The sequence below is a fragment of the Pseudomonas sp. NPDC079086 genome (genome assembly GCF_044542155.1).
Lineage (GTDB): Bacteria > Pseudomonadota > Gammaproteobacteria > Pseudomonadales > Pseudomonadaceae > Aquipseudomonas.
Genome location: NZ_JBITTY010000003.1, coordinates 221,272 through 246,165, shown reverse-complemented (window position 1 = coordinate 246,165; position 24,894 = coordinate 221,272). Strand labels below are relative to the sequence as shown.

Here is a 24,894-nt window from a genome sequence, read left to right as displayed (position 1 = left end):
GCGGTCACCTTTGGGTCGTCGCGGCGCGCCGTTAAAAATGGCTCCGGGCAATTTTTTGCCGGGAAATCTTCAAGGAACTCATCCATGCAGCTGCAACCAGGCCTCTACCGTCACTACAAAGGCCCTGAGTACCGTGTGTTTGGCGTAGCCCAGCACTCCGAAACGGAGCAGGCGATGGTGGTCTATCAGGCGCTGTACGGCGAGTTTGGCCTATGGGTGAGGCCGTTGGAGATGTTCTGCGAAAGCGTTGAGGTGGACGGCGAGACGGTTCCACGCTTTGCTTTGATTCAGGCTGAAACTGCACTGTTTACTCGGCCTTGAGCTGACATTGGGCCATTGCTGCGCTTGACCTCAGCCGGACCACCACTATATATAGCGGTGCCGCGCTAGTAGGCAGTACAGCGCCTCCCGCATTTATTTATCGAATTTCAGGAATTTTCCAATCCATGGGCAAATCGCTGGTCATCGTGGAATCCCCGGCCAAGGCCAAGACCATCAACAAGTACTTGGGCAACGAGTACGTGGTGAAGTCGAGCATCGGCCACATCCGTGACCTACCCACCAGTGGTTCGGCGAGCACCGCCAAAGAGCCGGTCAAGCGTGGTAAAGCCGCTGCAGGTGAAGTGCCGGCGCTGTCGCCCAAGGAAAAAGCCAAGCGCCAACTGTTTGCGCGCATGGGGGTTGATCCCGAGCATGGCTGGAAAGCCAAGTACGAGATCCTTCCAGGCAAGGAGAAGGTGGTCGAGGAATTACGCCGTTTGGCCAAGGATGCCGACACCATCTATCTCGCAACCGACTTGGACCGCGAGGGGGAAGCCATTGCCTGGCACCTGCGCGAATCCATCGGTGGTGACGACAGCCGCTACAAGCGCGTGGTGTTCAACGAAATCACCAAGAAAGCCATTCAGGAAGCGTTTTCCAAGCCTGGCGAGCTGGACATCAATCGGGTCAACGCCCAGCAGGCCCGGCGTTTTCTCGATCGCGTAGTGGGTTATATGGTTTCGCCGCTGCTGTGGGCGAAAATCGCTCGTGGCCTGTCCGCCGGTCGTGTGCAGTCGGTTGCGGTGAAGCTGGTGGTCGAGCGTGAGAAAGAGATCCGCGCTTTCGTCCCCGAAGAATACTGGGAAGTGCACGCCGATCTGGGCACTGCCCAAGGCGCCAATGTGCGCTTTGAAGTGGCGCGTGAGAACGGCGCAGCCTTTAAACCGCTTAATGAAGCCCAGGCCATGGCGGCCCTGGCGACGCTGAAAGCCTCCAGCTACAGCATCAGTAAGCGCGAAGACAAACCGACCAGTAGCAAACCTTCCGCGCCGTTTATTACCTCCACGCTGCAGCAGGCAGCGAGTAATCGCCTGGGCTTTGGGGTGAAGAAGACCATGATGATGGCCCAGCGTCTGTATGAAGCTGGTTACATCACCTATATGCGTACTGACTCGACCAACCTCTCGGCTGATGCCGTGAGCATGGTGCGTGACTTTATCGAAGGGGAGTTCGGCAAGAAGTACCTGCCAGCCAACCCGATTGCCTACAGCAGCAAAGAAGGCGCGCAGGAAGCGCACGAAGCGATCCGTCCTTCCGACGTCAATCTCAAACCAACTCAACTGTCGGGCATGGAGCGCGACGCTGAGCGGTTGTATGAGTTGATCTGGCGTCAGTTCGTCGCCTGCCAGATGCCGCCGGCTGAGTACCTGTCGACTACTGTGACCGTCACCGCTGCTCAGTTCGAGCTGCGTGCCAAGGGTCGTATTCTCAAGTTCGACGGTTATACCCGTGCGCTGCCGCAGCTGAGTAAGCCGGGCGATGACGATGTGCTGCCGGAAATGAATCAGGGTGAAGTGCTCAAACTGGTCAAGCTCGACCCCAGCCAGCACTTCACCAAGCCGCCTGCTCGCTACTCGGAAGCCAGCTTGGTTAAAGAGATGGAGAAGCGCGGTATTGGTCGTCCGTCGACCTATGCAGCGATTATCGGCACCATCCAGGATCGTGGTTATGTGGCGCTACACAACCGTCGTTTCTACTCCGAAAAGATGGGCGATATCGTTACTGAGCGTCTCTCCGAGAGCTTCTCTAATTTGATGGACTACGGCTTTACCGCCGGCATGGAAGAGAATCTGGACGATGTGGCGCAGGGCGAGCGCGAGTGGAAGCATGTGCTTGATGAGTTCTACGGCGACTTCAAGAAGAAGCTTGAAGTGGCAGGCGACAGCGATGGTGGTATGCGCGCCAATACGCCAACGCTCACGGATATCGCTTGTCGCGATTGCGCTCGGCCGATGACTATTCGCACGGCCTCGACAGGTGTATTCCTTGGCTGCTCAGGTTATGCATTGCCACCGAAAGAGCGCTGCAAGGCGACGGTCAATCTGGTTCCGGGCGATGAAATTGCTGCAGATGACGAGGGTGAGTCGGAATCGCGTGTGCTGCTTGGCAAGCATCGCTGCCCAATCTGTTCGACCGCGATGGATGCCTACCTGCTTGATGAGACCCGCAAGCTGCATATTTGCGGTAATAACCCGGATTGCAGCGGTTATGAAGTGGAGCAGGGCCAGTACCGCATCAAGGGCTACGAAGGCCCGAGCTTGGACTGCGATAAGTGCGGCAGCCAGATGCAGCTGAAAACCGGCCGTTTCGGCAAGTTCTTTGGTTGCACCAACAGCGAGTGCAAGAACACCCGCAAACTGCTGAAAAGCGGCGAAGCGGCGCCGCCGAAAATGGACCCGGTGAAAATGCCGGAGCTCAAGTGCGAGAAGGTCAACGACACCTATATCCTGCGCGATGGCGCTTCGGGTCTGTTCCTGGCTGCCAGTCAGTTCCCGAAAAACCGCGAAACCCGCGCACCGCTGGTGTTGGAACTGATCCCGCATCGCGACGAGATCGATCCCAAGTACCACTTCCTCTGCGACGCACCGAAGAAAGACCCGCAAGGCCGCGCTGCGGTGATCCGTTACAGCCGCAAAACCAAAGAGCAATATGTGCAGACCGAGGTCGATGGCAAACCGACGGGCTGGCGTGCGTTCTTTGATGGCGGTAAGTGGAAAGTCGAAGACAAGAGCTGATTTAGCACAACGCGCGCCTGTCGCTGGCCGGCGCGCGTATGCTTATCCAATCCGTTATGGAGGGTGCCGCAATGGCCAATGAACTCTATACCCGTACCAATCAGAAAATTTTCTATGCCGGTCTGGCGCTGGAGTCCTGGCGTAAAGCCGAGCAGGGTCAGAGCATGAATGCCCTGGCCTTGATCCAGGCTGAGCGTGAGGCTGCGTTGTTTCATCTGTACGGTGCCTTGCTGGGCCTGTGCCATGAGATTGCTGGCTATTACCGTTTGCCGGACAGTGCTGCTCCGCGGGCCGAACGCTTTCTCACCGAGGAAGTGTTGCAGGCGGCGCCAAGCCAGGAACTGGGTGAGCTGGTCGAGCTGGCACAGTCCGCTGGCAGCTGGGTTGCTCAGCTGCTCAAGGCCTATGCCGAGTTATTTCAACCGCCACAGGCTGGAAAGAAAGCCAAAGTCGATCCTGCTACGCCGTTGATCACCGCAGTCAGTCTGGATGACGAAGTCGCACCCTTGGCGCAGGACACTCTTGAGGCCTGGCGTCAGCAGTTGAAGGCTCTGGCGCAGCGTTTTCGGCAAACCTTGAGCGAGTGGTAAGAGGCTGATTGGACCGGCGGACTAGGGCGAGCGCGGGCCGGCTGTTACACTGTCAGCCTATTGTGGAGAGCTAAGCCAATGCCAACATCATTCCTGGAAATTGTTGAATTGCCCGACGGGCGCATTGCCCTGCGTCGTGCTGAGGATGAAGAGTCACTGGTGGTGCTGGATTTCTCTGCCGATGCTAAAGCCTTTCTGCAGGGGCAGCACGTCGAGGTGGCCAAGGCCATGCTCAATGTCGGTGTTCAGATGGCGGGGCGTTTGGCTGAAAATAATTTCCAGCAGGAAGAGGGGCCGCGGGTTCTGCATTGATTGCAGAATACTTTCGGGCCCTGAGTTAGAGCGTTCTGCTCGGGTTCGCTGTTTCTTGCACCAGATTTCTAATGGCTGACACGCACACTCCTTGTGCGCGATCTCTGGCCGCTATCCCAGGCTGATATTCAGACTTTGCGCTTTGCCCTGGCGGGCCGCTTGCTCAAGCTGTTGCCGCGCTTCGCGTTCCAGTGGGTGCAGCCAGCTGACTACGGTATGGCTACGCCCCAGCTCCAAAGCCTGTTGCGCCAACTCCAGCGCGCTTTGTGCGCCGCGTGGGTGCAGCAGCAGGATGCGTTCGCGATTTAGGCCTGCCTCGCGTAGCCAGGTCTGGGTCAGGCTCGATGGCGGGGCGATAAGGGTCAGCCAGCGCTCGTCGTGATTTTCGCTAAGCTCACGCAGAATCGGCGCTAGAAGGTTCAGGCAGTGCCCGGCTGCACCACGCAGCGACAGTTCACTGAAAGCCTCTGTTTCATCATCCAGCCAGGGTAGCTCAGCGCTATCGGCAAGTAATGGCGTCACGGTCGATGCCAGAAACGCATCGAACAAAGGCAATTGTGTACGGTTCAGTGATTGCGGGAACTGCATAAATCCTCCACTAGCGGCGGATAACGCCGACGCTCAAGCCTTCAATAATCAGGTCCTGTTCTTCCAGGTTTACTTCGATCGGTGCGAACTCCGGGTTTTCTGCAATCAGCCAGACCTTATTGCCTTCGCGTTTGAAGCGTTTGACGGTCACTTCATCGTCGAGGCGCGCCACCACTACTTGGCCATTTCGTGCTTCGCGGGTGGTGTGAACGGCCAGCAGGTCGCCATCGAAGATGCCGATGTCTTTCATACTCATGCCGCGTACGCGCAGCAGATAGTCGGCCTTGGGGTGGAAGAAGTCTGGATTGATCTTGCAGGACTCTTCGACATGTTGCTGCGCCAGAATCGGCGCGCCTGCGGCAACGCGACCAATAACCGGCAGGCCTTCGTCTTCCTCAGCGTTGGGTTCGAAGCCTGGAATGCGAATGCCGCGCGAAGCCCCCGGGGTCATTTCGATGGCACCCTTACGGGCCAGGGCTTTGAGGTGCTCTTCCGCTGCGTTGGGGGATTTGAAACCCAGTTTCAAGGCGATTTCCGCTCGGGTAGGCGGGTAGCCGTTGTCTTCAAGGCACTGCTTGATGAAGGCGAGAATTTCAGCTTGGCGCGGCGTCAGTTTTAGCATGGTCGGCTCTGTTTTTTTGTACAGTGACTGGGATTATATACAGTGATCAGCGGTTGGCAATCCTTGTGTTCTGATCTCTACTCAATTGACCTTCATCCCGTCTGTTGCAGCCACTGTTACTCGGGTCGCGTGCGGGGCGTCTAGCTAGGGTGAGCCTGTACCTTTAGTGGATGGCTGTGACCGCCCGGCCACAAGATGGTTTGCCCGACTTGACAAGGCGGGCGGCTGAAACGTATGTTTCAAACAAGTGTTTGTTCAGATGAAAAGAGTCATGGCCCAGTCGGAAACCGTTGAACGCATTCTCGATGCGGCAGAGCAGCTTTTTGCGGAGAAAGGTTTCGCAGAAACCTCTCTGCGCTTGATCACCAGCAAGGCAGGGGTGAACCTGGCTGCCGTGAATTACCACTTCGGCTCGAAGAAAGCCCTGATTCAGGCGGTGTTCTCACGCTTTCTCGGGCCTTTCTGCGTAAGTCTGGAGCGTGAGCTGGATCGCCGCCAGGCCAAGCCGGAAACCAAGGTCAGCTTGGAAGAGTTGCTTGAATTACTGGTGGAGCAGGCGCTGGCAGTAAAGCCGCGCAGTGGTAACGATCTTTCAATCTTTATGCGTCTGCTGGGTCTGGCCTTTAGCCAGAGCCAGGGTCACCTGCGTAAGTACCTCGAAGAGGTGTACGGCAAGGTGTTCCGTCGTTATATGCAGCTGGTGCATGAAGCTGCTCCGCGCATTCCGCCGTTGGAGCTGTTCTGGCGCGTACACTTTATGCTCGGCGCGGCAGCGTTCAGCATGTCCGGAATCAAGGCCCTGCGGGCCATGTCGGAAACCGACTTCGGCGTTAACACTTCGATTGAGCAGGTGATGCGCCTGATGGTGCCGTTCCTGGCCGCCGGTATGCGTTCGGAAACCGGCTTGACCGATGAGGCCCTGGCCAGCGCTCAACTCAAACCGCGTACCAAGCCCTCCGCTGCCCCCAGCAAAGTTTGACCTCGGCGGGTGGGCTTGGTGGATGCTATCCGCTAAGCTAGCCGCCCATGGTTGCTCTCGATTTTCTGCATATTTCCCTCGCTGATCAGTGCCTGTATGGCTTTGCCAGCGGACAGCTGCAACTGCGCCTGAGCGTTTCCACCGCGCTCAATGGCGCTGGTGAACGTAATGGTTCGGGCTGCACGCCGCGTGGCTTGCACAGGGTGCGGGCGAAGATTGGCGATGGTTTGCCAAATGCCGCCGTACTGCGTGGGCGGCGCTGGACGGGCGAGGTCTGGTCGCCCGAGTTGCATGCGCAATTTCCCGGGCGTGACTGGATTCTCACGCGCATTCTCTGGCTGAGTGGCTGTGAGCCAGGGCGCAACCGTCTGGGTACTGTCGATACCTTTCGCCGCTATATCTACATACACGGTACGCCGGACAGCGAACCCATGGGCGTGGCGCTGTCGCATGGCTGCGTACGTGTGCGCAACAGCGATTTGCTGGAACTCTTTGCGCGTGTCCCGGTTCAATGTGCGGTACAGATTGACGAGGCTAGCTGCCCTGAGTGGGCGTCTGTACCTCTTAATTAAGGAAGAGTTGTGAGTTCACCCATGCAAGGTTCATTGATGCTGGATATCGCCGGCACCTGGCTGACGGCGGAGGATCGGCAGCTTCTGCGCCAGCCGCAGGTGGCTGGGTTGATTCTGTTCGCACGCAATATCGAAGATCCGCGTCAGGTGCGCGAGCTGTCTGCGGCCATTCGCGCGGTGCGCCCGGATTTGCTGCTGGCAGTTGATCAGGAAGGCGGCCGGGTGCAGCGTCTGCGCCAGGGCTTTGTGCGCTTGCCGGCGATGCGCGCGCTGGCTGATAACGCTAATGCCGAGCATCTGGCTGAGCAGTGTGGCTGGGTCATGGCCACCGAAGTGCTGGCTGCAGGGTTGGACCTGAGTTTTGCCCCGGTGCTGGATCTGGATCATCAGCGCAGTGCGGTGGTTGGTAGTCGCTCTTTTGAAGGTGATGCGCTGTGCGCGACCTTGTTGGCCGGGGCGTTTATCCGGGGTATGAATGCCGCCGGTATGGCTGCCACCGGTAAGCATTTCCCTGGCCACGGCTGGGCCGAGGCGGATTCCCATGTGGCCATCCCGGTCGATGAGCGCAGTCTGGAGCAGATTCGTGAAATCGATTTGCAGCCTTTCGCGCAGTTGAGTCGTCAACTGGCAGCGGTGATGCCTGCCCATGTGATCTACCCTCAGGTAGACAGTCAGCCAGCGGGTTTTTCCCGGCGTTGGCTGCAGGATATTCTGCGTGGCGAGTTGGCCTTTGATGGGGTGATTTTCAGCGACGATTTGTCCATGGCTGGCGCCCATGTGGTCGGTGATGCGGCCTGCCGTATCGAGGCCGCGCTGGCGGCGGGTTGTGACATGGGCCTGGTGTGTAATGATCGGGCAGCGGCTGAGCTGGCCTTGAGTGCTTTGCAGCGTCTCAAGGTGGAGCCGCCGCAAGGTCTGGCAAGGATGCGCCGGCAGGCCTTCCCGGGCATTGAGTATCGGCAGAGTCCGCGTTGGCTGGCAGCAGTTGGTAGCCTGCGCGATGCGCAATTAATCGACTGAGGAGTAATGGATGACGGTTTACGCGATTATCGGTGGTACCGGTCTGACCAAGCTGGACGGATTGACCATCAAGGCCGCGCTGCATATCGATACCCCCTATGGCGCACCCTCTGCGGCGGTGCTCAAGGGTGACTATGCCGGCCGTGAAGTGCTGTTCCTCGCCCGTCACGGGCATCCGCATCGCATCCCGCCGCATCAGGTCAACTACCGCGCCAACCTCTGGGCGCTGCGCGAGGCAGGGGCTAAGGCGATTATCGCGGTGAATGCCGTGGGTGGTATCCACTCGGCCATGGGCACCGGTCATTTCTGTTTGCCGCACCAGATCATTGACTACACCTATGGGCGTGAACACACCTATTTTGAAGGTGAGCTGGATCACGTCACCCACGTCGATTTCAGTCACCCCTATGACGCGGGTCTGCGTACCAAGTTGGCCAACGCCCTGACTGCCGAACATTGTGCGTTCAGTAATCACGGCCTGTATGGCTGCACCCAGGGGCCGCGGCTGGAAACGGTTGCCGAGATCGCGCGGATGGAGCGCGATGGCTGTGACATTGTTGGCATGACCGGTATGCCAGAAGCGGTGCTGGCCCGTGAGTTGGCCTTACCTTATGCCTGCCTGGCGCTGGTGGTTAACCCGGCTGCTGGCAAGTCTCGCGCATTGATTACCATGGCGGAAATCGAGCGGGCCCTGGAAGAGGGTATGGGTACGGTCAAGGCTGTATTGGCGCGGGTGCTGGCCAGCTGACTGGACTGAGCTGCAATAAAAAGGGCCGCGTAATGCGGCCTTTTTTGTATCTGCGTTATTACAGCGGGCTGACGCGAATCAGCAGACCCAGACTGCCATTATCGACAAAGGTCAGTTCGCCGCTTTTCAGGCGGCTGCTCTGCTTGATGCGCTCGCTGTCGTTGAGGATACCGCTGGCATCGAGTTGATTGACCCAGATATCGCTGTCTAGCTCGATCACGCGGCCAGCCTTGAGGCTGATGGTGCCTTCAACGGGGTAGTGGCCGAACTGTTCATTACCGGTGCTGATGGCAACGCGGCTGTTCGACTCGCCCAGGTTTTGCGACCAGGCCTTGTGCAGCAATACCTGATAACCGTTGGACGGGCTGAGTTTGCCGGCTTCGGCGTTCAGTGCGGTGCTGCGGCTGTTGCTGCCATCCACTGGTAGCGCGTCCTGCGCCCAGTTATCGGGCGGCAGCTGGCCGGCGGAAATCGGCGTGGCGGCCTGGCGGAAGACGATGACCTCAACCTGATAGAGGCTTTCAGCCAGGACGGCAGTGCTGCTGAGTAAACTCAGCAGGATAAGCGGCAGCAAGGCCAGGGTGCGGAGTGCGCGCATGGGTCAGTCCTTTACGTAGGGGGAGTCAGGCGCTCGAACAGCGCCTCTAAGGTGTTGAATCGTTCTTCCGGGCGCTCCATGGCTACCTGGATTTTAAACATCGTCGCGCCTTCGAATTTGTAGCGGTTTGGCGCGCTCTGAATCAGCTTGATCAGGGTTAGCGGATCGACGCAGGTGTCGGCGGCGAATTCGATGCGCCCGCCTTGTGGGCCAGCATCTACCTTTTTGATCCCGAGCTTTTCCGCCTGCAATTTCAGCAGGGTAATGCGCACCAGATTCTTGGTCGGGTCCGGCAGCAGGCCGAAGCGGTCGATCATCTCCACTTGCAGTTCTTTCAGGCCATCCTCGTCGGCGGCGTTGGCGATGCGCTTGTAGAGGATCAGTCGCGCATGCACGTCGGGCAAGTAGTCCTCGGGGATCAGCGCCGGTACGCGCAGGTTGATCTCCGGGCCGCCGCCGAGCGGCTGGTCGAGGTTGGGCTGCTCGCCCTTGCGGATGGATTTCACCGCGCGTTCGAGCATTTCCATATACAGGGTGAAACCGACTGCCTGGATCTGCCCGCTCTGGCCATCACCGAGCAGTTCGCCGGCGCCGCGGATTTCCAGGTCGTGAGTGGCCAGCAGGAAGCCGGCGCCGAGGTCCTGGGCGCCGGAGATGGCTTCCAGGCGCTTCTGCGCGTCGTCGGTCATCTGCTTGCGCGGCGGCGTCAGCAGGTAGGCGTACGCTTGATGGTGGCTACGACCAACGCGGCCGCGCAGCTGATGCAGCTGAGCCAGGCCGAACTTGTCAGCGCGCTCGATGATGATGGTGTTGGCGCTCGGCACGTCGATGCCGGTTTCGATAATGGTCGAAGCGATCAGCACGTTGAAACGCTTGTGATAGAAGTCGCCCATCACCTGTTCCAGCTCGCGTTCGCGCATCTGTCCGTGGCCGATGCCGATGCGCGCTTCGGGCACCAGTTCGGCCAGGTCGGCAGCGCATTTCTCGATGGTTTTCACGTCGTTGTGCAGGTAATACACCTGACCGCCACGCAGCAGTTCGCGTAATAGCGCTTCCTTGATCGTCGGGTTGTTCTGTTCCATGACGAAGGTGCGTACTGACAAGCGCCGCGCTGGTGGTGTGGCGATGATCGACAGATCACGCATGCCGGCCACGGCCATGTTCAGGGTGCGCGGAATTGGCGTTGCGGTCAGGGTAAGGATGTCGACTTCGCTGCGCAGGGTCTTCAGCTGTTCTTTCTGGCGAACGCCAAAGCGGTGCTCTTCGTCGATGATTACTAGGCCCAGGTTGTTGAATTTAACGTCGTCCTGCAGCAGCTTGTGGGTGCCGATAACGATATCCACCTTGCCCTCAGCCAGTTGCTGCATGGCCTCGCTGACTTCTTTGGCACTCTTGAAGCGGCTCATTACCTCGACCTTTACCGGCCAGTCGGCGAAGCGGTCGCGGAAGCTGTTGTAATGCTGCTGGGCGAGCAGGGTGGTGGGCACCAGTACCGCCACCTGCTTACCGCCATGCACGGCGATAAAGGCGGCGCGCATGGCCACTTCGGTTTTGCCGAAGCCCACATCGCCACATACCAGGCGGTCCATGGGCTTGGCGGAGAGCATGTCGCTGTAAACGGCCTCGATGGCGGCTTGCTGATCCGGGGTTTCCTCGAAGGGGAAGCCGGCGCTGAACGTGGTGTAATCGGCCTTCGGGTCGGCAAACGCATAGCCTTCGCGGGCGGCGCGGCGGGCGTAGATGTCGAGCAGTTCGGCGGCGACATCACGCACCTGTTCGGCGGCTTTGCGCTTGGCTTTTTGCCAGATTTCCGAGCCTAAACGGTGCAGTGGGGCGAGGGCGTCGTCGCTGCCGGTGTAGCGCGCGATCAGGTGCAGGCTGGCCACCGGTACATAGAGCTTGGCTTCTTCGGCATACATCAGCGCGAGGAATTCGGCGGCCTGGCCGTCGAACTCCATGGTCACCAGGCCCAGGTAGCGGCCGACACCATGATCGATATGCACGACCGGCGCGCCTTCACGCAGCTCGGTAAGGTTCTTGATGACGTTGTCGCCACCGTCGCGGGATTTCTCGCGGCGGCGACGCTGCATGACGCGCTGGCCGAACAGCGGGCTTTCCGCTACCAGGGCGAGGTCTTCGAGCAGCAGGCCGTCATCCAGCGGGGCGATGCATATACCTAGGCGCTGCTTGCTGGCAGTAAAGGCTGGCCAGCTGTCGAATTCATTGGGCTTGAGCTTGAGGCGGGCGAGCAACTCCAGCAGCACCTCGCGGCGCCCGGCAGACTCTGCGCAGAACAGCACGCGGCCTGGGTATTCCTCAATAAAACGGCGCAGCGCGGCCAGCGGCTCACCGGCTTTGGCCTGGATGGCCAGGTCAGGCAGCGGTTTGGCATTGAAGCGCAAACGGCCGACACCTTCTTCGATGTCGTCCTGGCTGACCACCACACGCGGCCAATTTTTCAGGCAGGCGAAACAGTCTTCCACCGGCAGGAAGATATCGGCCGGCGGCAGCAGCGGGCGTTCCGGGTCGACGCGGCGATCTTCATAGCGGCTGCGCGCATCCACCCAGAACTGCTCGGCGGCTTTCTCGATACCCGGCAGGGAGAACACCTGGGTGTCGGTAGGTAAATAGTCGAAGAGGGTGGCGGTTTCTTCGAAGAACAGCGGCAGGTAGTACTCGATCCCTGCCGGCGTAATGCCTGTAGAAAGATCCTGATAGATCGGGCAGCGGCGGAAATCCACGTCGAAGCGCTCGCGAAAGCGCCCACGAAAGTCGGTGACAGCTTTCTTTTCCAGCGGAAATTCGCGCGCCGGCAGCAGCTTGATCGACTCGACCTTATCGATGGAGCGCTGGCTCTCTGGGTCGAAGGTGCGCAGGGTTTCGATTTCATCATCGAACAGGTCGATGCGATACGGCAGGCTGCTGCCCATCGGGAACAGATCAATCAACGCGCCGCGTACAGCGAACTCGCCGTGCTCGTACACCGTGTCCACGCAGCGATAGCCGGCGGCTTCCAGGTTGCTGCGCATCTGGTTGACGTCGAGTTGCTGGCCGACCTGCATGACCAGGCTGCTGCCGAGCAGAAAACGCTTGGGTGCCAAGCGGTGTAGGGCTGTGGTGATCGGAACTACCAAGACGCCGTGCTTGAGCTCAGGTAGGCGATAGAGCGCGGCAATTCGCTGGGAAATAATGTCCTGGTGCGGCGAAAACAGGTCGTAGGGCAGGGTTTCCCAGTCAGGAAAATGCAGCACCGGCAAATCCGGAGCGAAAAAGCTCAGCTCCTCTTGCAGGCGCTCTGCACTCTGGCTGTCGGCAGTCAGCAGCAGGGTGAAGCGTTTGGCATTGCTGGCGGCTTCGGCAATCGCCAGGCTCAGCGCGGCACCGGGCAGGTTGCCCCAGTGTTGTTTCCCGGCAGTGGCCGGCAGGGACGGTAGACGCAGTACAGGCACGGGCGGCTCACGGTCATGGCACAAGGTCGGCGATTGTAGCGGGCGTTTATGTGCGGTGTCAGTTACGACAGTCGTGCATTGCTCATGCTTGCTTGCGCCGTCATAATGTAGCCCCTTTTTTCAGCCCCTACATGTGGAAGGTACTGCCCGTGACTCAGAAGCCCGACCAGTGTCTCGGTGAGTGGATCGATCGAGAAGCCCTTGCGGAAGCGATGATTCCGATGATTGGCCAACTCTACCGTAACAACAACGTGGTCACCTCGATCTACGGCCGTGGTCTGATCAACCGTTCGGTGATCGACATTCTTAAAGCCCACCGCTTCGCCCGTCACCGCCTGGCTGACGGCAGTGAGCTGTCGGTACACGATACCTTTCCGATCCTGAAGACCATGACCGAGCTCAAGCTTGGCGCAGCATCGGTGGATCTGGGCAAGATGGTCAGCAAGTTCAAGGCTGACGGTAAAGGTCGCAGCATCGAGCAGTTCGTCAAAGACGAGCTGGCCGAAGTGGCGGGTAGCCAGAGCGGTGCAGCTCGCGAAGGCACTGATGTTGTGCTGTACGGTTTCGGCCGTATCGGTCGCCTGCTGGCGCGCATTCTGATCGAGAAAACCGGCGGTGGTGATGGCCTGCGTCTGCGCGCCATTGTTGTGCGCAAGGGCGCGAGCAACGACCTGTCCAAGCGCGCTAGCCTGCTGCGTCGCGACTCGGTACACGGCCCGTTCGATGGCACCATCACTATTGATGAGGCTAACAACACCATCACTGCCAATGGCAACCTGATTCAGGTGATCTACGCCAAAGACCCGAAAGAAGTCGACTACACCCAGTACGGCATCAAAAACGCGCTGCTGGTGGACAACACCGGTGTGTGGCGTGACGCTGAGGGCTTGGGCCAGCATTTGGCCTGCCCGGGCATTGATCGCGTAGTACTGACTGCACCTGGTAAGGGCGCGCTGAAGAACATCGTGCACGGCGTTAACCATGCCGAGATCACTGCAGATGACAAGATCATCTCGGCTGCATCCTGCACCACCAACGCCATCGTGCCGGTGCTCAAGGCGATCAATGACCAGTACGGCATTGCCAACGGTCACGTTGAAACGGTGCACTCGTACACCAACGACCAGAACCTGATCGACAACTTCCACAAAGGCGATCGCCGTGGTCGTTCGGCACCGTTGAACATGGTGATCAGTGAGACGGGCGCAGCGACTGCAGCGGCCAAAGCGCTGCCGGTGTTGAAGGGCAAGCTGACCGGCAATGCTATTCGCGTGCCGACGCCCAACGTGTCGATGGCCATTCTCAATCTCAACCTTGAGAAAGCCACCAGCCGTGATGAAGTCAACGAGTACCTGCGCCAAATGGCTATGCACTCGGACCTGCAAAAGCAGATCGACTTTGTGCAGTCGCAGGAAGTGGTATCCACCGACTTCGTGGGCTCGCGCCACGCGGGTGTGGTCGATGCCGAAGCCACTATTTGCAACGACAACCGAGTAATCCTCTACGTCTGGTACGACAACGAGTTCGGTTACAGCTGCCAGGTGGTTCGCGTGATGGAAGACATGGCTGGGGTCAACCCGCCGGCTTTTCCTCGCTAAACGCGGGTGACGCATAAAAAAACGGGAGCTTCGGCTCCCGTTTTTTATGGCTTTTTATCCCTGGTGCCACCCAGCGGGCCGCCGCTGCGCGACGTCAAAAATGACCCCCGGTTATTTTTAATGTCTGGAATTAGTCGGCCAGCAGGCTGGTGCGCAATTTATCCGAAAGGCCGTTGGGCGAGAGCCATATGCCCAGGTAGGCCTTGGCCAGGGCTGGGTCCTGGCTGGTGTAGGCGACTTTTCCATTCACCTCCAGGGTTAGGCCGCTGTTTGCGTTGAAGTTCAGGGCGTATCGATCACCGGGGCGAATATCCCGAAAAGTGGCGTGCAGGGCATCTAACTCAGGGCGCAGGCGTTGCAGCGTGGCGGCGTCATGCTGGCGTTTGAGCGTGACCCAGGCTGCCTCGATCACGTCTTGGCTGTCGATGTTGCGAAAATAGTAGAGCTCCAGGCGTTGCGTGAGTGGTTTAGCGACTGCCTGGCTGGCACTGGCCTCGGTGGGGGCATAGAAGGCGGCGGCGTAGACATCGGCCCACAGGTAGGTCAGCACGCTCTGGTTTTTGCGTTCCAGACTGTTTTGCTCTAACTGGTGAGTGGTGGCGAAGTTGGCTTCTTGCAAGCGTTCGCGGTTGTTGGCGAAAAGCTCGCCGCTCAGTAGCAGTAGGGTGGTAAGCGCGAGTAGCAGGCGCATGGCAGGGCTCCGTTGGGTCTATTAGTCCTATGTCGCGCGCGGCGGCTTTGCAGTCAAGCCGCCATCTGTTGCCTTCTGTTACGTTAAACCGGATAAAAGCAAGCGCTTGGGTGGCCAGTGGCCGAAGGTGCGACTTATAATCGGCCAGATTTTTTCCCGCGACCGACATCCTGCCCCGCGCCTGACTTGTTTTTTGGCGCTGTGCCGCATTTTTCTGCGTTGGTGTCGTCCGTATTCTAAAAAAGCTTATAAATCAGTGGTTAGGCAAACCTATGATCAAAATAAAACATGGGCTTGATTTGCCCATAACAGGCGTGCCGGCGCAGCGCATCGAGGCTGCAAGGCCAGTGCGTAGCGTCGCCGTCATAGGCTTCGATTATCACGGTATGAAACCTTCGATGGAGGTTCAGGTTGGTGATCGGGTCAAGCTTGGTCAGGTGCTGTTCTCGGATAAGAAGTCGCCAGGCGTGCAATACACCGCTCCGGCTGCTGGCGTAATCAGCGCCATCCATCGTGGCGAAAAGCGTGTGCTGCAGTCCGTGGTCATCGATGTCGAGGGCGATGAGCAAATCACCTTTGATCAGGTGGCGGTGGACCAACTGGCGACTGTCGGCGACGCCAAAGTGCGTGAAGTGCTGCTGCAGTCTGGCCTGTGGACCGCGCTGCGTGCTCGTCCGTTCAGCAAGGTGCCGGCTGCTGACGCACAGCCTAGCTCGATTTTCGTCACGGCCATTGATACTCAGCCGCTGGCAGCCGATCCGGCTGTGGTAATCGCCGAGTACGCTGCTGACTTTGAACACGGTCTGCAGGTGCTAAGTAATCTGGCCAAGGTCTTTCTGTGCAAGGCTGAGGGTGCCAGCCTACCTGGCGAACAGCTGAGCAAGGTACAGACCGAGGCCTTCGCCGGTCCGCACCCTGCGGGCTTGCCGGGAACGCATATCCACTTCCTGGATCCGGTCAGCGCCAGCAAAAGCGTCTGGTCGATCAACTATCAGGACGTGATCGCCATTGGCAAACTGTTCACCACTGGGCAGCTCTGGACTGAGCGCGTTGTTGCGCTGGCCGGCCCCGTGGTCGAGCAGCCGCGCCTGGTTCGCACTCGTCTGGGCGCAAACCTCAGTGAGCTGACTGCCGGCCAGCTGCAGCCAGGCTTCAATCGGGTTATTTCCGGTTCTGTGCTGGGCGGTCGTACTGCTCAGGGCGCGTTTGCCTTCCTTGGTCGTTATCACTTGCAGGTGTCTTGCCTGGCTGAAGGTAATGAGCGTGAGCTGATGCACTATCTGCGTGCTGGCGTCAACAAGCACTCGGTGATGAACATCTTTGTTTCCAAGCTCAATGCTGCGAAGAAGTTTGCCTTCTCCACCACCACCAATGGCAGCCCGCGCGCCATGGTGCCGGTCGGCAACTACGAAGCCGTGATGCCGCTGGATATTCTGCCGACGCAACTGCTGCGCTACCTGATCGTTGGTGACACCGAGATGGCTCAAAAACTGGGCTGCCTGGAACTCGACGAAGAAGACCTGGCGCTGTGCACCTATGTGTGTGCTGGCAAGTATGAATACGGCCCGATCCTGCGCGACAACCTCGCGCGCATCGAGAAGGAAGGTTAAGTCATGGGTATCCGTGCATTCCTCGATAAAATCGAGCACAACTTTGAAAAAGGCGGCAAGTACGAGAACTGGTATGCGCTCTATGAAGCCGTAGACACGTTCTTTTATCGCCCCGGTAGCGTAACCAAGACCACCGCCCACGTGCGTGACGGCATTGACCTCAAGCGCATGATGATCACCGTGTGGCTGTGTACCTTCCCGGTGATGTTCTTCGGTATGTGGAACACCGGTTATCAGGCCAATTTGATCTTCGCTCAGAGCCCTGAACTGTTGGCCGCCCAAGAGGGTTGGCGCTTTGCGCTGATCGGCGCATTGGCTGGGTTTGACCCAGGCAGTCTGTGGGATAACTTTATCCAGGGCGCTGCCTACTTCCTGCCGATTTATGCGACGGCGTTTATCGTCGGCGGTTTTTGGGAAGTGTTGTTCGCTTCTATCCGCAAGCATGAAGTCAATGAAGGTTTCTTCGTCACCTCGGTGTTGTTCGCTCTGATTCTGCCGCCGAGCATCCCGCTGTGGCAGGTCGCACTGGGCATCAGCTTCGGTGTGGTGATTGGTAAGGAAGTGTTTGGCGGTACCGGCAAGAACTTCCTTAACCCGGCGTTGGCGGGGCGTGCTTTCCTGTTCTTCGCCTACCCAGCACAAATGTCTGGTGATGCGGTATGGACCGCCGTTGACGGTTTTGCCGGTGCAACCTCGTTGAGCCTGGCGGCTGCAGGTGGCGTGGAAAACATCATTGGCCACGGTATTACCTGGATGAGCGCTTTTGTCGGCACCATTCACGGCTCAATTGGTGAAACCAGCACACTGGCGATCCTCATCGGCGGCGGCGTATTGCTGATTACCAAAATCGCTGCCTGGCGCGTCGTGTTGGGTGTGATGTTGGGCATGATCGGCTTCAGCTTGCTGCTGAATATGGTTGGCTCCGACACCAATCCTATGTTTGCCATGCCCTGGTACTGGCACCTGGTGGTGGGTGGTTTTGCTTTTGGTATGTTCTTTATGGCCACCGACCCTGTGTCGTCGTCCATGACCAATACCGGTAAGTGGATTTTCGGTGCCCTGATCGGTGTGATGGTGGTGATGATCCGTGTGGTCAACCCAGCCTTCCCGGAAGGCATGATGCTGGCGATCCTGTTCGCCAACCTGTTTGCACCGCTGATCGACCACTTTGTCGTTCAAGCCAATATCAAGCGGAGGCTGGCACGCAATGTCTAGTCAAAAAGAATCCACCGTCCGCACCTTGGTGGTGGCCCTGTTGGTCTGCCTGGTGTGCTCGGTGTTTGTGGCCGGCGCAGCCATCGCGCTGAAGCCGACTCAGGTAGAAAACCGTCAGCTGGATAAGCAGCGCAGCATCCTGGCAATTGCAGGGCTGGGCGAGCCCAATATGTCTGCTGCGCAAGTTAAAGGCATGTTTAACGGCACCATTACGGCCAAGCTGGTTGATCTGGAAACCGGCAAGTTTTCTGATGCCAAGGACCCGATGACCTTCGATCCGTTGAAGGCTGCAAAAGATCCAAAACTGTCCAGTGTTCTTGGCGGTGATAAGGATATTGCCTCGATCAAGCGCCTTGAGCGTTACACCACGGTTTATGTCGTGGAGAAAGACGGTCAACTGGATACGCTGATCATGCCTGTGCGCGGTTACGGCTTGTGGTCCACCCTCTATGGCTTTATTGCCATTAAAGGTGACCTGAATACGGTCGCCGGGATGGGGTTCTACCAGCACGCCGAAACCCCGGGTTTGGGTGGTGAAGTCGACAATCCTAAGTGGAAGGCCCAGTGGTTGGGTAAAACCCTTTTCGACGAAGACGGCAAACTGTCCGTTGCAGTGGTTAAGGGTGGCGTAGATCCGCAGAGCCCTAAAGCCATTCACCAGGTTGATGCATTGGCTGGTGCCACACTGACCAGCAAGGGCGTCGATAACCTGCTGAATTTCTGGCTGGGTCAGAACGGCTTTGGTCCGTTTATCGCTAACCTGCGCGCAGGGGAGGCTTAATCATGTCGCAGCCGACTATTAAAGAAGTTCTGCTCAATCCAATCTTCAATAACAACCCGATTGGCTTGCAAATCCTTGGGATCTGCTCCGCCCTGGCGGTGACCTCGAACCTGAAAACCGCGCTGGTCATGTCCATCGCGCTGACCTTGGTAACCGGGTTTTCCAACCTGTTTATCTCGATGATTCGCAGCCAGATCCCCAGCTCCATCCGCATGATCGTGCAGATGGTGATCATCGCCTCCTTGGTGATCGTGGTGGATCAGGTGCTCAAGGCCTATGCCTTTAGTCTGTCCAAGCAGCTGTCGGTATTCGTCGGGCTGATCATCACCAACTGTATCGTGATGGGCCGTGCTGAAGCTTTTGCCATGCAGAATCCGCCGGTGCTGTCGTTCTTTGACGGTATTGGTAACGGCCTCGGTTACAGCGCTTTCCTGGTGGCGCTGGGCATCATTCGTGAGCTGTTCGGCGCGGGCAAACTGATGGGCTACGAGATCATCCCGGTGATCAACGACGGTGGCTGGTACCAGCCTAACGGCATGCTGTTGCTGCCGCCTTCGGCTTTCTTCCTGATTGGTCTGTTCATCTGGGCGATCCGTAGCTGGAAAAAAGACCAGCTAGAGAAGCCGAGCTTCAAGATGGCCTCGCAAGTCTCGAATAAGGAGGCCTACTAATGGAGCATTACCTCAGCTTGCTGGCAAAGGCGGTGTTCGTTGAGAACATGGCATTGGCCTTCTTCCTCGGCATGTGCACCTTTATCGCCATCTCGAAGAAAGTCGAGACGGCGATTGGCCTGGGTATCGCGGTTATCGTGGTGCAGGTCATCACCGTGCCTGCGAACAACCTGATCTACACCTACCTGCTGAAAGATGGTGCGCTGGCCTGGGCCGGTTTGCCGGAAGTGGACCTGAGTTTCCTCGGTCTGCTCAGCTACATCGGGGTGATCGCGGCCATCGTGCAGATCCTCGAAATGCTGTTGGATAAGTACGTACCCAGCCTGTACAACGCGCTCGGCGTGTTCCTGCCTCTGATCACGGTGAACTGCGCGATCATGGGCGGCACCCTGTTCATGGTCGAGCGTGACTACAACCTGGCGGAAAGTACCGTGTATGGCTTCGGCTCCGGTCTGTCCTGGGCGCTGGCGATTGCCGCACTGGCGGGCATTCGCGAGAAGCTCAAGTACAGCGACGTTCCGGCTGGCCTGCAGGGCTTGGGTATCACCTTTATCACCATCGGTCTGATGTCGCTGGGCTTCATGTCCTTCTCCGGCGTGCAGTTGTAAGGAAGGGATGACGAAATGATCAATGTAGAGATTTTCATCGCCATCGGCATGTTCACCGGCATTGTGCTGGCGTTGGTGCTGATCATTCTTGCGGCACGAGCCAAGCTGGTTTCCAGTGGCGACGTAAGCATCGAGATCAATGGCGAAAAAACCATTGTGGTACCGGCTGGCGGCAAGTTGCTGCAGACCTTGGCGGCCAACAATATCTTCCTCTCATCGGCTTGCGGTGGCGGTGGTACCTGCGCCCAGTGCAAATGCGTGGTTGAGCACGGCGGCGGCGAAATGCTGCCGACCGAAGAGGCTGCATTCACTCGTCGCGAAGCCAAGGCTGGCTGGCGTTTGTCTTGCCAGACTCCGGTCAAGCAGGACATGAAGATTGAAGTGCCGGAAGAAGTGTTCGGCGTGAAGAAGTGGGAATGCACTGTTGAGTCCAACCCCAACGTGGCGACCTTCATCAAAGAGTTGACGTTGAAACTGCCGGAAGGCGAGAACGTTGACTTCCGCGCTGGCGGTTATGTTCAGCTCGAGTGCCCGCCGCACGAAGTGCATTACAAAGACTTCGATATTCAGCCTGAGTATCGTGGCGACTGGGACAAGTTCAACCAGTGGAAGTACGTGTCCAAGGTTGAAGAGACGGTCATCCGCGCCTATTCCATGGCCAACTACCCGGAAGAAGTCGGCCTGGTGAAGTTCAATATCCGTATTGCTTCGCCGCCACCGGGCAAAGATGATTTGCCACCGGGCAAGATGTCGTCCTATGTGTTCAGCCTCAAGCCGGGTGACAAGATCGACGTCTACGGTCCATTTGGTGAGTTCTTCGCCAAGGAAACCGAAGCCGAGATGGTGTTTATCGGTGGTGGTGCTGGTATGGCGCCGATGCGCTCGCACATCTTCGACCAGCTCAAGCGCTTGAAATCGACCCGTAAGATCAGCTTCTGGTACGGCGCACGCTCCATGCGTGAGGCCTTCTATAACGAAGAGTACGATCAGTTGCAGGCCGAGAACCCGAACTTCAAGTGGCATCTGGCACTGTCTGATCCGCAACCGGAAGACAACTGGACTGGCCTCAAGGGCTTTATCCATAACGTGCTCTATGAAAACTATCTGAAGGATCACCCGGCTCCGGAAGAGTGCGAGTTCTACATGTGCGGTCCGCCCATGATGAACGCGGCGGTGATCAAGATGCTGGTCGACCTGGGTGTGGAGGAGGAAAACATCCTGCTCGACGACTTCGGCGGTTAAGTATGAGCCATGTGCTACTGCGGCCCGTTATCGCTGTCAGCTTGCTGACAGCCCTAACGGGCTGTTGGTTTTCAGAGCGTGTAGAGGAGTTTGGCGGCCCAACCATGGGCAGCACCTACACCGTCAAATATGTGCGTAGCAAGGATTCGCCGAGCCTTGAGTCACTCAAGCGCGAGACCGAAGCAATCCTGGCTGAGGTTGACCAGCAGATGTCGACCTATCGCGATGATTCCGCTATCGAACAATTCAACCAGGCTCCAGCGGGTACTTGCCAGGCGATGCCGGCCGGAGTGCTGCAGTTGGTTGAGGCTGGGCGCGTGCTGCATGAGCAAAGTGCGGGCGCGTTTGACCTAACGCTGGAGCCGCTGCTCAATCTCTGGGGTTTTGGCCCCAAGGCGCGCGCCGAAAAGGTGCCGACGGCAGAGCAGCTGACCGCCGCGCGCACGCGGGTGGGCATGCAGCACCTGCGCAGTGAAGGTGAGCAGCTGTGTAAGGATGTTGATGTACAGGTCGACTTCAACAGCATTGCCGCCGGCTATGCGGTGGACAAAATCGTACAGCGCTTCAATAAACTGGGCGTGACCCGTTATATGGTTGAGGCCACCGGCGAGCTCAAGGCTGCGGGCAAGAAGCCCGATGGTCAGCCCTGGCGTATCGGCCTGGAAGCCCCGCAGGACGGCCAGCGTGTTGCCCAGCGCGTACTGGATGTGGATGGTTACGGCATTTCCACCTCGGGTGATTACCGTAATTACTTCGAGGAGGAGGGGCGGCGTTACTCGCACACCCTCGATCCGTTGACCGGCGCACCGATCACCCACAAGCTGGCAGCGGTAACCGTCGTGGATAAATCGACCTTACGCGCCGATGGCTTGTCTACAGTGCTAATGGTGATGGGCACTGAGCGTGGCCTGGCATTTGCTGAGCGCATGGGGATTGCGGCGTTTTTCGTGACCCGTGAAGGTGACGCCTTCGTCACACAGACAACTCAGGCTTTCGAGCAGCTATTCGCTGCAGGAGACGAGCAATGACGTTTTTAGTGGTGTTTCTGGTCATGGTGCTGGTTGTCGGCATGATGGCTGTGGGTGTGATCATGGGGCGCAAGCCCATTGCTGGTTCTTGTGGCGGTATTGCCAATCTGGGCATCGAGAAGGAGTGCTCGATCTGTGGTGGTAGCCGCGAGAAGTGCGAGGAGATCAACAGCGACCCGCAAGGCAAAGACGAAACCCTGGCCTACGACGCGACCAAATGCTAATCGTCCTGCATCCAGCTAAAGGGCTAGGCTTGCAGTGAACGTATTGATTGTCAGGCTGCGTGCGCAGTGCTGGCCCTGCCGAGAGCGCGGTACAAGTGCTCCGGTGTGATCTGAAGGAGTAAACATGGCGGTCTACAACTACGACGTAGTGGTGCTGGGTTCTGGCCCTGCGGGTGAAGGCGCAGCAATGAACGCGGCCAAGGCCGGGCGCAAGGTGGCCGTGGTCGACAGCCGCCGTGAAGTCGGCGGCAACTGCACCCACCTGGGCACCATCCCGTCCAAGGCGCTGCGCCATTCGGTGCGGCAGATCATGCAGTTCAACACCAACCCGATGTTCCGCCAGATCGGCGAACCTCGTTGGTTCTCCTTTCCTGACGTGCTGAAAAGCGCCGAGCGAGTGATCGCCAAGCAAGTGAGCTCGCGCACCGGCTACTACGCGCGTAACCGCATCGATGTGTTTTTCGGCACCGGCAGTTTTGCCGATGAGCACACCATCGAAGTGGTTTGCGCCAATGGCGTGGTGGAAAAACTGGTAGCTAAGCAGATCGTCATCGCCACGGGTTCGCGGCCATACCGCCCGGTGGACGTGGACTTCCACCACCCACGTATCTACGACAGCGACACTATTCTCAGCCTGGGACACACCCCGCGCCGCATTATCATCTACGGAGCCGGGGTAATCGGCTCCGAGTACGCCTCGATCTTCAGTGGCCTGGGCGTGCTGGTCGATCTGATCGACAACCGTGACCAGTTGCTGAGCTTCCTCGATGCGGAAATTTCCGATGCGTTGAGCTATCACCTGCGCAACAACAACGTGCTGATTCGTCATAACGAAGAGTACGAAAGTGTTGAAGGGTTGGAGAACGGGGTGATCCTGCACCTCAAGTCCGGCAAGAAGATCAAGGCCGACGCCTTCCTCTGGTGCAACGGCCGTACCGGTAATACCGATCAACTGGGCCTGGAAAATATCGGCATCAAGGTCAACAGCCGTGGGCAGGTCGAGGTGGATCAGAGTTACCGCACCGAGGTGTCAAACGTCTACGCCGCTGGCGACGTGATTGGCTGGCCGAGCTTGGCCAGTGCAGCAGCCGACCAGGGCCGCTCGGCTGCTGGCAGCATCGTCGACAATGGCAGCTGGCGCTTCGTTGATGACGTGCCGACCGGCATCTACACCATTCCGGAAATCAGTTCGATTGGTAAGAACGAGCGTGAGCTGACCCAGGCCAAGATCCCTTACGAAGTCGGTAAGGCGTTCTTCAAAGGTATGGCCCGTGCGCAGATTTCCCACGAGCCGGTGGGCATGCTCAAGCTCCTGTTCCACCGCGAAACCTTGGAAGTTCTGGGCGTGCACTGCTTCGGTTACCAGGCCTCGGAGATCGTGCACATCGGCCAGGCGATCATGAATCAGAAGGGTGAGGCCAATACCATCAAATACTTCGTCAATACCACGTTCAACTACCCGACCATGGCGGAAGCCTACCGGGTGGCGGCGTTTGACGGCCTCAACCGGCTTTTTTGAGCGGCTCCGGCCGGTGGCCTGAGCCGGCCGGGGAGAACCCGTTCAGCGACTCTTGCGATTGGCGTTGGCCTAATCGCGAAAGTTTCTGATCAGGCTTAATGAAAAACCGGCCCTGGCGGCCGGTTTTTTTATGCGTGACAGCTTGGGTGTTGGAGCTTAGCTCAGGGTCTTTACGGCGATCCCCGGAAAGTCGGTGATGATGCTATCCACGCCGAAATCCGCCAGGCGGCGCATCAGCGCCGGCTCATTGACCGTCCACACCGAGACATGCAAACCGGCTTTCTGCGCCTTCAGCAGACGCTCCGGGGTGCACAGCGTCCAGTTCAGTGCGAGCAGGTGGCAGCCGTAATGCTTGGCGACTTTTATAGGGTCGAGCCAGGCGTATTCGGCGACCAGTCCGCGTTGCAGGTGCGGGGTCAAACGCTGCAGGGCGCTGAGCACTTCGCGGGAGCTGGAGGTTACGGTGACCTTGTCAGTCAGGTTGTAGCGTTCAGCCAATTCGGCAATCGCCTTGACCATGCGCGCCGAGCGAACCTTCGAGGCGCTTTTGACCTCCAGTTGCCAGTGCTCGAAATCGCAGTGCTGGAACAGTTCTTCTAGGCGTGGAATCGGGCAGGTCGACACTGCGCCAGGGCCGCCTTTGCGTGCGTCATAGCTCACCAGCTCGGCGGCGTCATGCTCGACCACCTTGCCACGGCGACCTGTGGTGCGCTTGAGGGTCGGGTCGTGAATCACCATCAGCTCGCCATCGCGTGACAAGTGCAGGTCCAGCTCGCAACGACGTACGCCATGCTTGAGGCATTGCTGGAAGCTGGCCAGGGTGTTTTCCGGCACCTCGCCTTTGGCGCCGCGATGTCCATAGATGACTGTCACTGTGGCTCCTTGTTTTGTATGGCTGCGCCGGGCTGGTGATGGCGCACGCTGTTGATCACGTGTTTGTACTCGAAGTAGACGCTGAATTCGCGGTAATCCCAGCGGGTGATCGGTGGGTTACCAACGCTGGGGTGCTCTTCATCCGCCAGGCCGAAACGCTCAAGTACCGCGCGCTGTGATTCGCCGAATTGCGGCAGGCGCAATTCACTGGCACCTTGCTGGCCGATAGGGATTTGCAGGGTGTCTGCATCAGCGCCGAGAGGCAGGAGTAGGGCGAGAAGCAGAAACAGACGGGGCATG

The 24,894-nt window shown here is 58.4% G+C and carries 25 protein-coding genes; 18 read left to right on the top strand and 7 right to left on the bottom strand.

Annotated features, from left to right (window positions below):
- Nucleotides 1-84: 84 nt before the first annotated feature.
- From ACIGEK_RS15905 to ACIGEK_RS15890, 4 genes are all read left to right on the top strand, one after another.
- Complete coding sequence (locus ACIGEK_RS15905; RefSeq protein WP_090387350.1) at nucleotides 85-321, top strand: DUF1653 domain-containing protein; 237 nt, start codon at nucleotides 85-87, stop codon at nucleotides 319-321.
- A gap of 125 nt (nucleotides 322-446) precedes the next feature.
- Nucleotides 447-3,056, top strand: a complete 2,610-nt coding sequence (gene topA / locus ACIGEK_RS15900) for a type I DNA topoisomerase (protein WP_397494262.1) — start codon at nucleotides 447-449, stop codon at nucleotides 3,054-3,056.
- A 71-nt stretch (nucleotides 3,057-3,127) separates the two neighbouring features.
- Complete coding sequence (locus ACIGEK_RS15895) at nucleotides 3,128-3,646, top strand: DUF6586 family protein (protein ID WP_397494261.1); 519 nt, start codon at nucleotides 3,128-3,130, stop codon at nucleotides 3,644-3,646.
- A 78-nt stretch (nucleotides 3,647-3,724) separates the two neighbouring features.
- Nucleotides 3,725-3,958 (top strand): hypothetical protein, encoded by a 234-nt coding sequence (locus ACIGEK_RS15890; RefSeq protein WP_090248059.1) that lies wholly within the window; start codon nucleotides 3,725-3,727, stop codon nucleotides 3,956-3,958.
- A 111-nt stretch (nucleotides 3,959-4,069) separates the two neighbouring features.
- On the opposite strand, the gene sulA is transcribed toward ACIGEK_RS15890, so the two are convergent.
- Both sulA and lexA read right to left on the bottom strand, forming a co-directional pair.
- Entirely contained in the window at nucleotides 4,070-4,546 is a 477-nt protein-coding gene (gene sulA, locus ACIGEK_RS15885) for an SOS-induced cell division inhibitor SulA (RefSeq protein ID WP_397494260.1), read from the bottom strand.
- Nucleotides 4,547-4,556: 10 nt separating this feature from the next.
- Nucleotides 4,557-5,168: a transcriptional repressor LexA gene (gene lexA / locus ACIGEK_RS15880; protein WP_160084936.1), complete on the bottom strand. Its 612-nt coding sequence runs from the start codon at nucleotides 5,166-5,168 to the stop codon at nucleotides 4,557-4,559.
- A gap of 271 nt (nucleotides 5,169-5,439) precedes the next feature.
- On the opposite strand from lexA, the gene ACIGEK_RS15875 reads away from it, so the two are divergent.
- The 4 genes from ACIGEK_RS15875 to ACIGEK_RS15860 are packed head-to-tail and all read left to right on the top strand — an operon-like array spanning nucleotide 5,440 to nucleotide 8,487.
- Entirely contained in the window at nucleotides 5,440-6,147 is a 708-nt protein-coding gene (locus ACIGEK_RS15875) for a TetR/AcrR family transcriptional regulator (protein ID WP_397494259.1), read from the top strand.
- Between the two features lie 47 nt (nucleotides 6,148-6,194).
- Entirely contained in the window at nucleotides 6,195-6,719 is a 525-nt protein-coding gene (locus ACIGEK_RS15870) for a L,D-transpeptidase family protein (RefSeq protein ID WP_397494258.1), read from the top strand.
- Between the two features lie 21 nt (nucleotides 6,720-6,740).
- Nucleotides 6,741-7,739 (top strand): beta-N-acetylhexosaminidase, encoded by a 999-nt coding sequence (nagZ, locus tag ACIGEK_RS15865; RefSeq protein ID WP_397494257.1) that lies wholly within the window; start codon nucleotides 6,741-6,743, stop codon nucleotides 7,737-7,739.
- Nucleotides 7,740-7,749: 10 nt separating this feature from the next.
- Complete coding sequence (locus ACIGEK_RS15860; protein WP_304862925.1) at nucleotides 7,750-8,487, top strand: S-methyl-5'-thioinosine phosphorylase; 738 nt, start codon at nucleotides 7,750-7,752, stop codon at nucleotides 8,485-8,487.
- A 58-nt stretch (nucleotides 8,488-8,545) separates the two neighbouring features.
- Here the strand turns inward: ACIGEK_RS15860 and ACIGEK_RS15855 are convergent, their stop codons facing one another.
- The gene (locus tag ACIGEK_RS15855; RefSeq protein ID WP_397494256.1) at nucleotides 8,546-9,085 is read right to left on the bottom strand and encodes a CsiV family protein; all 540 of its coding nucleotides are present in this window, start codon (nucleotides 9,083-9,085) and stop codon (nucleotides 8,546-8,548) included.
- An 11-nt stretch (nucleotides 9,086-9,096) separates the two neighbouring features.
- A complete protein-coding gene (gene mfd, locus ACIGEK_RS15850) occupies nucleotides 9,097-12,534 on the bottom strand; it encodes a transcription-repair coupling factor (RefSeq protein ID WP_397494255.1) in 3,438 nt (1,145 codons plus the stop codon).
- Nucleotides 12,535-12,665: 131 nt separating this feature from the next.
- Between mfd and ACIGEK_RS15845 the strand changes: the two genes are divergently transcribed.
- A complete protein-coding gene (locus ACIGEK_RS15845; protein WP_397494254.1) occupies nucleotides 12,666-14,132 on the top strand; it encodes a glyceraldehyde-3-phosphate dehydrogenase in 1,467 nt (488 codons plus the stop codon).
- Nucleotides 14,133-14,262: 130 nt separating this feature from the next.
- On the opposite strand, the gene ACIGEK_RS15840 is transcribed toward ACIGEK_RS15845, so the two are convergent.
- Nucleotides 14,263-14,823 carry a chalcone isomerase family protein gene (locus ACIGEK_RS15840; protein WP_397494253.1) on the bottom strand — a complete coding sequence of 187 codons (561 nt, stop codon included), beginning with the start codon at nucleotides 14,821-14,823 and terminating at the stop codon, nucleotides 14,263-14,265.
- Between the two features lie 272 nt (nucleotides 14,824-15,095).
- On the opposite strand from ACIGEK_RS15840, the gene ACIGEK_RS15835 reads away from it, so the two are divergent.
- The 9 genes from ACIGEK_RS15835 (at nucleotide 15,096) to sthA (ending at nucleotide 23,721) form a co-directional block, all read left to right on the top strand.
- Nucleotides 15,096-16,433, top strand: a complete 1,338-nt coding sequence (locus ACIGEK_RS15835) for a Na(+)-translocating NADH-quinone reductase subunit A (RefSeq protein WP_397494252.1) — start codon at nucleotides 15,096-15,098, stop codon at nucleotides 16,431-16,433.
- 3 nt (nucleotides 16,434-16,436) lie between these two features.
- Entirely contained in the window at nucleotides 16,437-17,648 is a 1,212-nt protein-coding gene (locus ACIGEK_RS15830) for an NADH:ubiquinone reductase (Na(+)-transporting) subunit B (protein ID WP_397494250.1), read from the top strand.
- The gene (locus tag ACIGEK_RS15825; RefSeq protein WP_397494249.1) at nucleotides 17,641-18,429 is read left to right on the top strand and encodes a Na(+)-translocating NADH-quinone reductase subunit C; all 789 of its coding nucleotides are present in this window, start codon (nucleotides 17,641-17,643) and stop codon (nucleotides 18,427-18,429) included. Before ACIGEK_RS15830 ends, ACIGEK_RS15825 begins: the two co-directional genes overlap by 8 nt.
- A gap of 2 nt (nucleotides 18,430-18,431) precedes the next feature.
- Nucleotides 18,432-19,100, top strand: a complete 669-nt coding sequence (locus ACIGEK_RS15820; RefSeq protein ID WP_274089555.1) for an NADH:ubiquinone reductase (Na(+)-transporting) subunit D — start codon at nucleotides 18,432-18,434, stop codon at nucleotides 19,098-19,100.
- A complete protein-coding gene (gene nqrE, locus ACIGEK_RS15815; RefSeq protein ID WP_090238197.1) occupies nucleotides 19,100-19,708 on the top strand; it encodes an NADH:ubiquinone reductase (Na(+)-transporting) subunit E in 609 nt (202 codons plus the stop codon). Before ACIGEK_RS15820 ends, nqrE begins: the two co-directional genes overlap by 1 nt.
- Nucleotides 19,709-19,723: 15 nt before the next feature.
- A complete protein-coding gene (nqrF, locus tag ACIGEK_RS15810; protein ID WP_397494247.1) occupies nucleotides 19,724-20,950 on the top strand; it encodes an NADH:ubiquinone reductase (Na(+)-transporting) subunit F in 1,227 nt (408 codons plus the stop codon).
- A gap of 104 nt (nucleotides 20,951-21,054) precedes the next feature.
- The gene (locus ACIGEK_RS15805) at nucleotides 21,055-21,978 is read left to right on the top strand and encodes an FAD:protein FMN transferase (RefSeq protein ID WP_397494246.1); all 924 of its coding nucleotides are present in this window, start codon (nucleotides 21,055-21,057) and stop codon (nucleotides 21,976-21,978) included.
- Nucleotides 21,975-22,202: a (Na+)-NQR maturation NqrM gene (gene nqrM / locus ACIGEK_RS15800; RefSeq protein WP_397494245.1), complete on the top strand. Its 228-nt coding sequence runs from the start codon at nucleotides 21,975-21,977 to the stop codon at nucleotides 22,200-22,202. The genes ACIGEK_RS15805 and nqrM overlap by 4 nt, the downstream gene beginning before the upstream one ends.
- 124 nt (nucleotides 22,203-22,326) lie before the next feature.
- On the top strand, nucleotides 22,327-23,721 hold the full coding sequence (sthA, locus tag ACIGEK_RS15795; RefSeq protein ID WP_397494244.1) for a Si-specific NAD(P)(+) transhydrogenase: 1,395 nt from the start codon (nucleotides 22,327-22,329) through the stop codon (nucleotides 23,719-23,721).
- 156 nt (nucleotides 23,722-23,877) lie between these two features.
- Here the strand turns inward: sthA and ACIGEK_RS15790 are convergent, their stop codons facing one another.
- On the bottom strand, nucleotides 23,878-24,594 hold the full coding sequence (locus ACIGEK_RS15790; protein ID WP_397494242.1) for a glycerophosphodiester phosphodiesterase: 717 nt from the start codon (nucleotides 24,592-24,594) through the stop codon (nucleotides 23,878-23,880).
- The gene (locus tag ACIGEK_RS15785) at nucleotides 24,591-24,893 is read right to left on the bottom strand and encodes a phosphodiesterase (RefSeq protein WP_397494241.1); all 303 of its coding nucleotides are present in this window, start codon (nucleotides 24,891-24,893) and stop codon (nucleotides 24,591-24,593) included. The genes ACIGEK_RS15790 and ACIGEK_RS15785 overlap by 4 nt, the downstream gene beginning before the upstream one ends.
- Nucleotide 24,894: the final 1 nt, after the last annotated feature.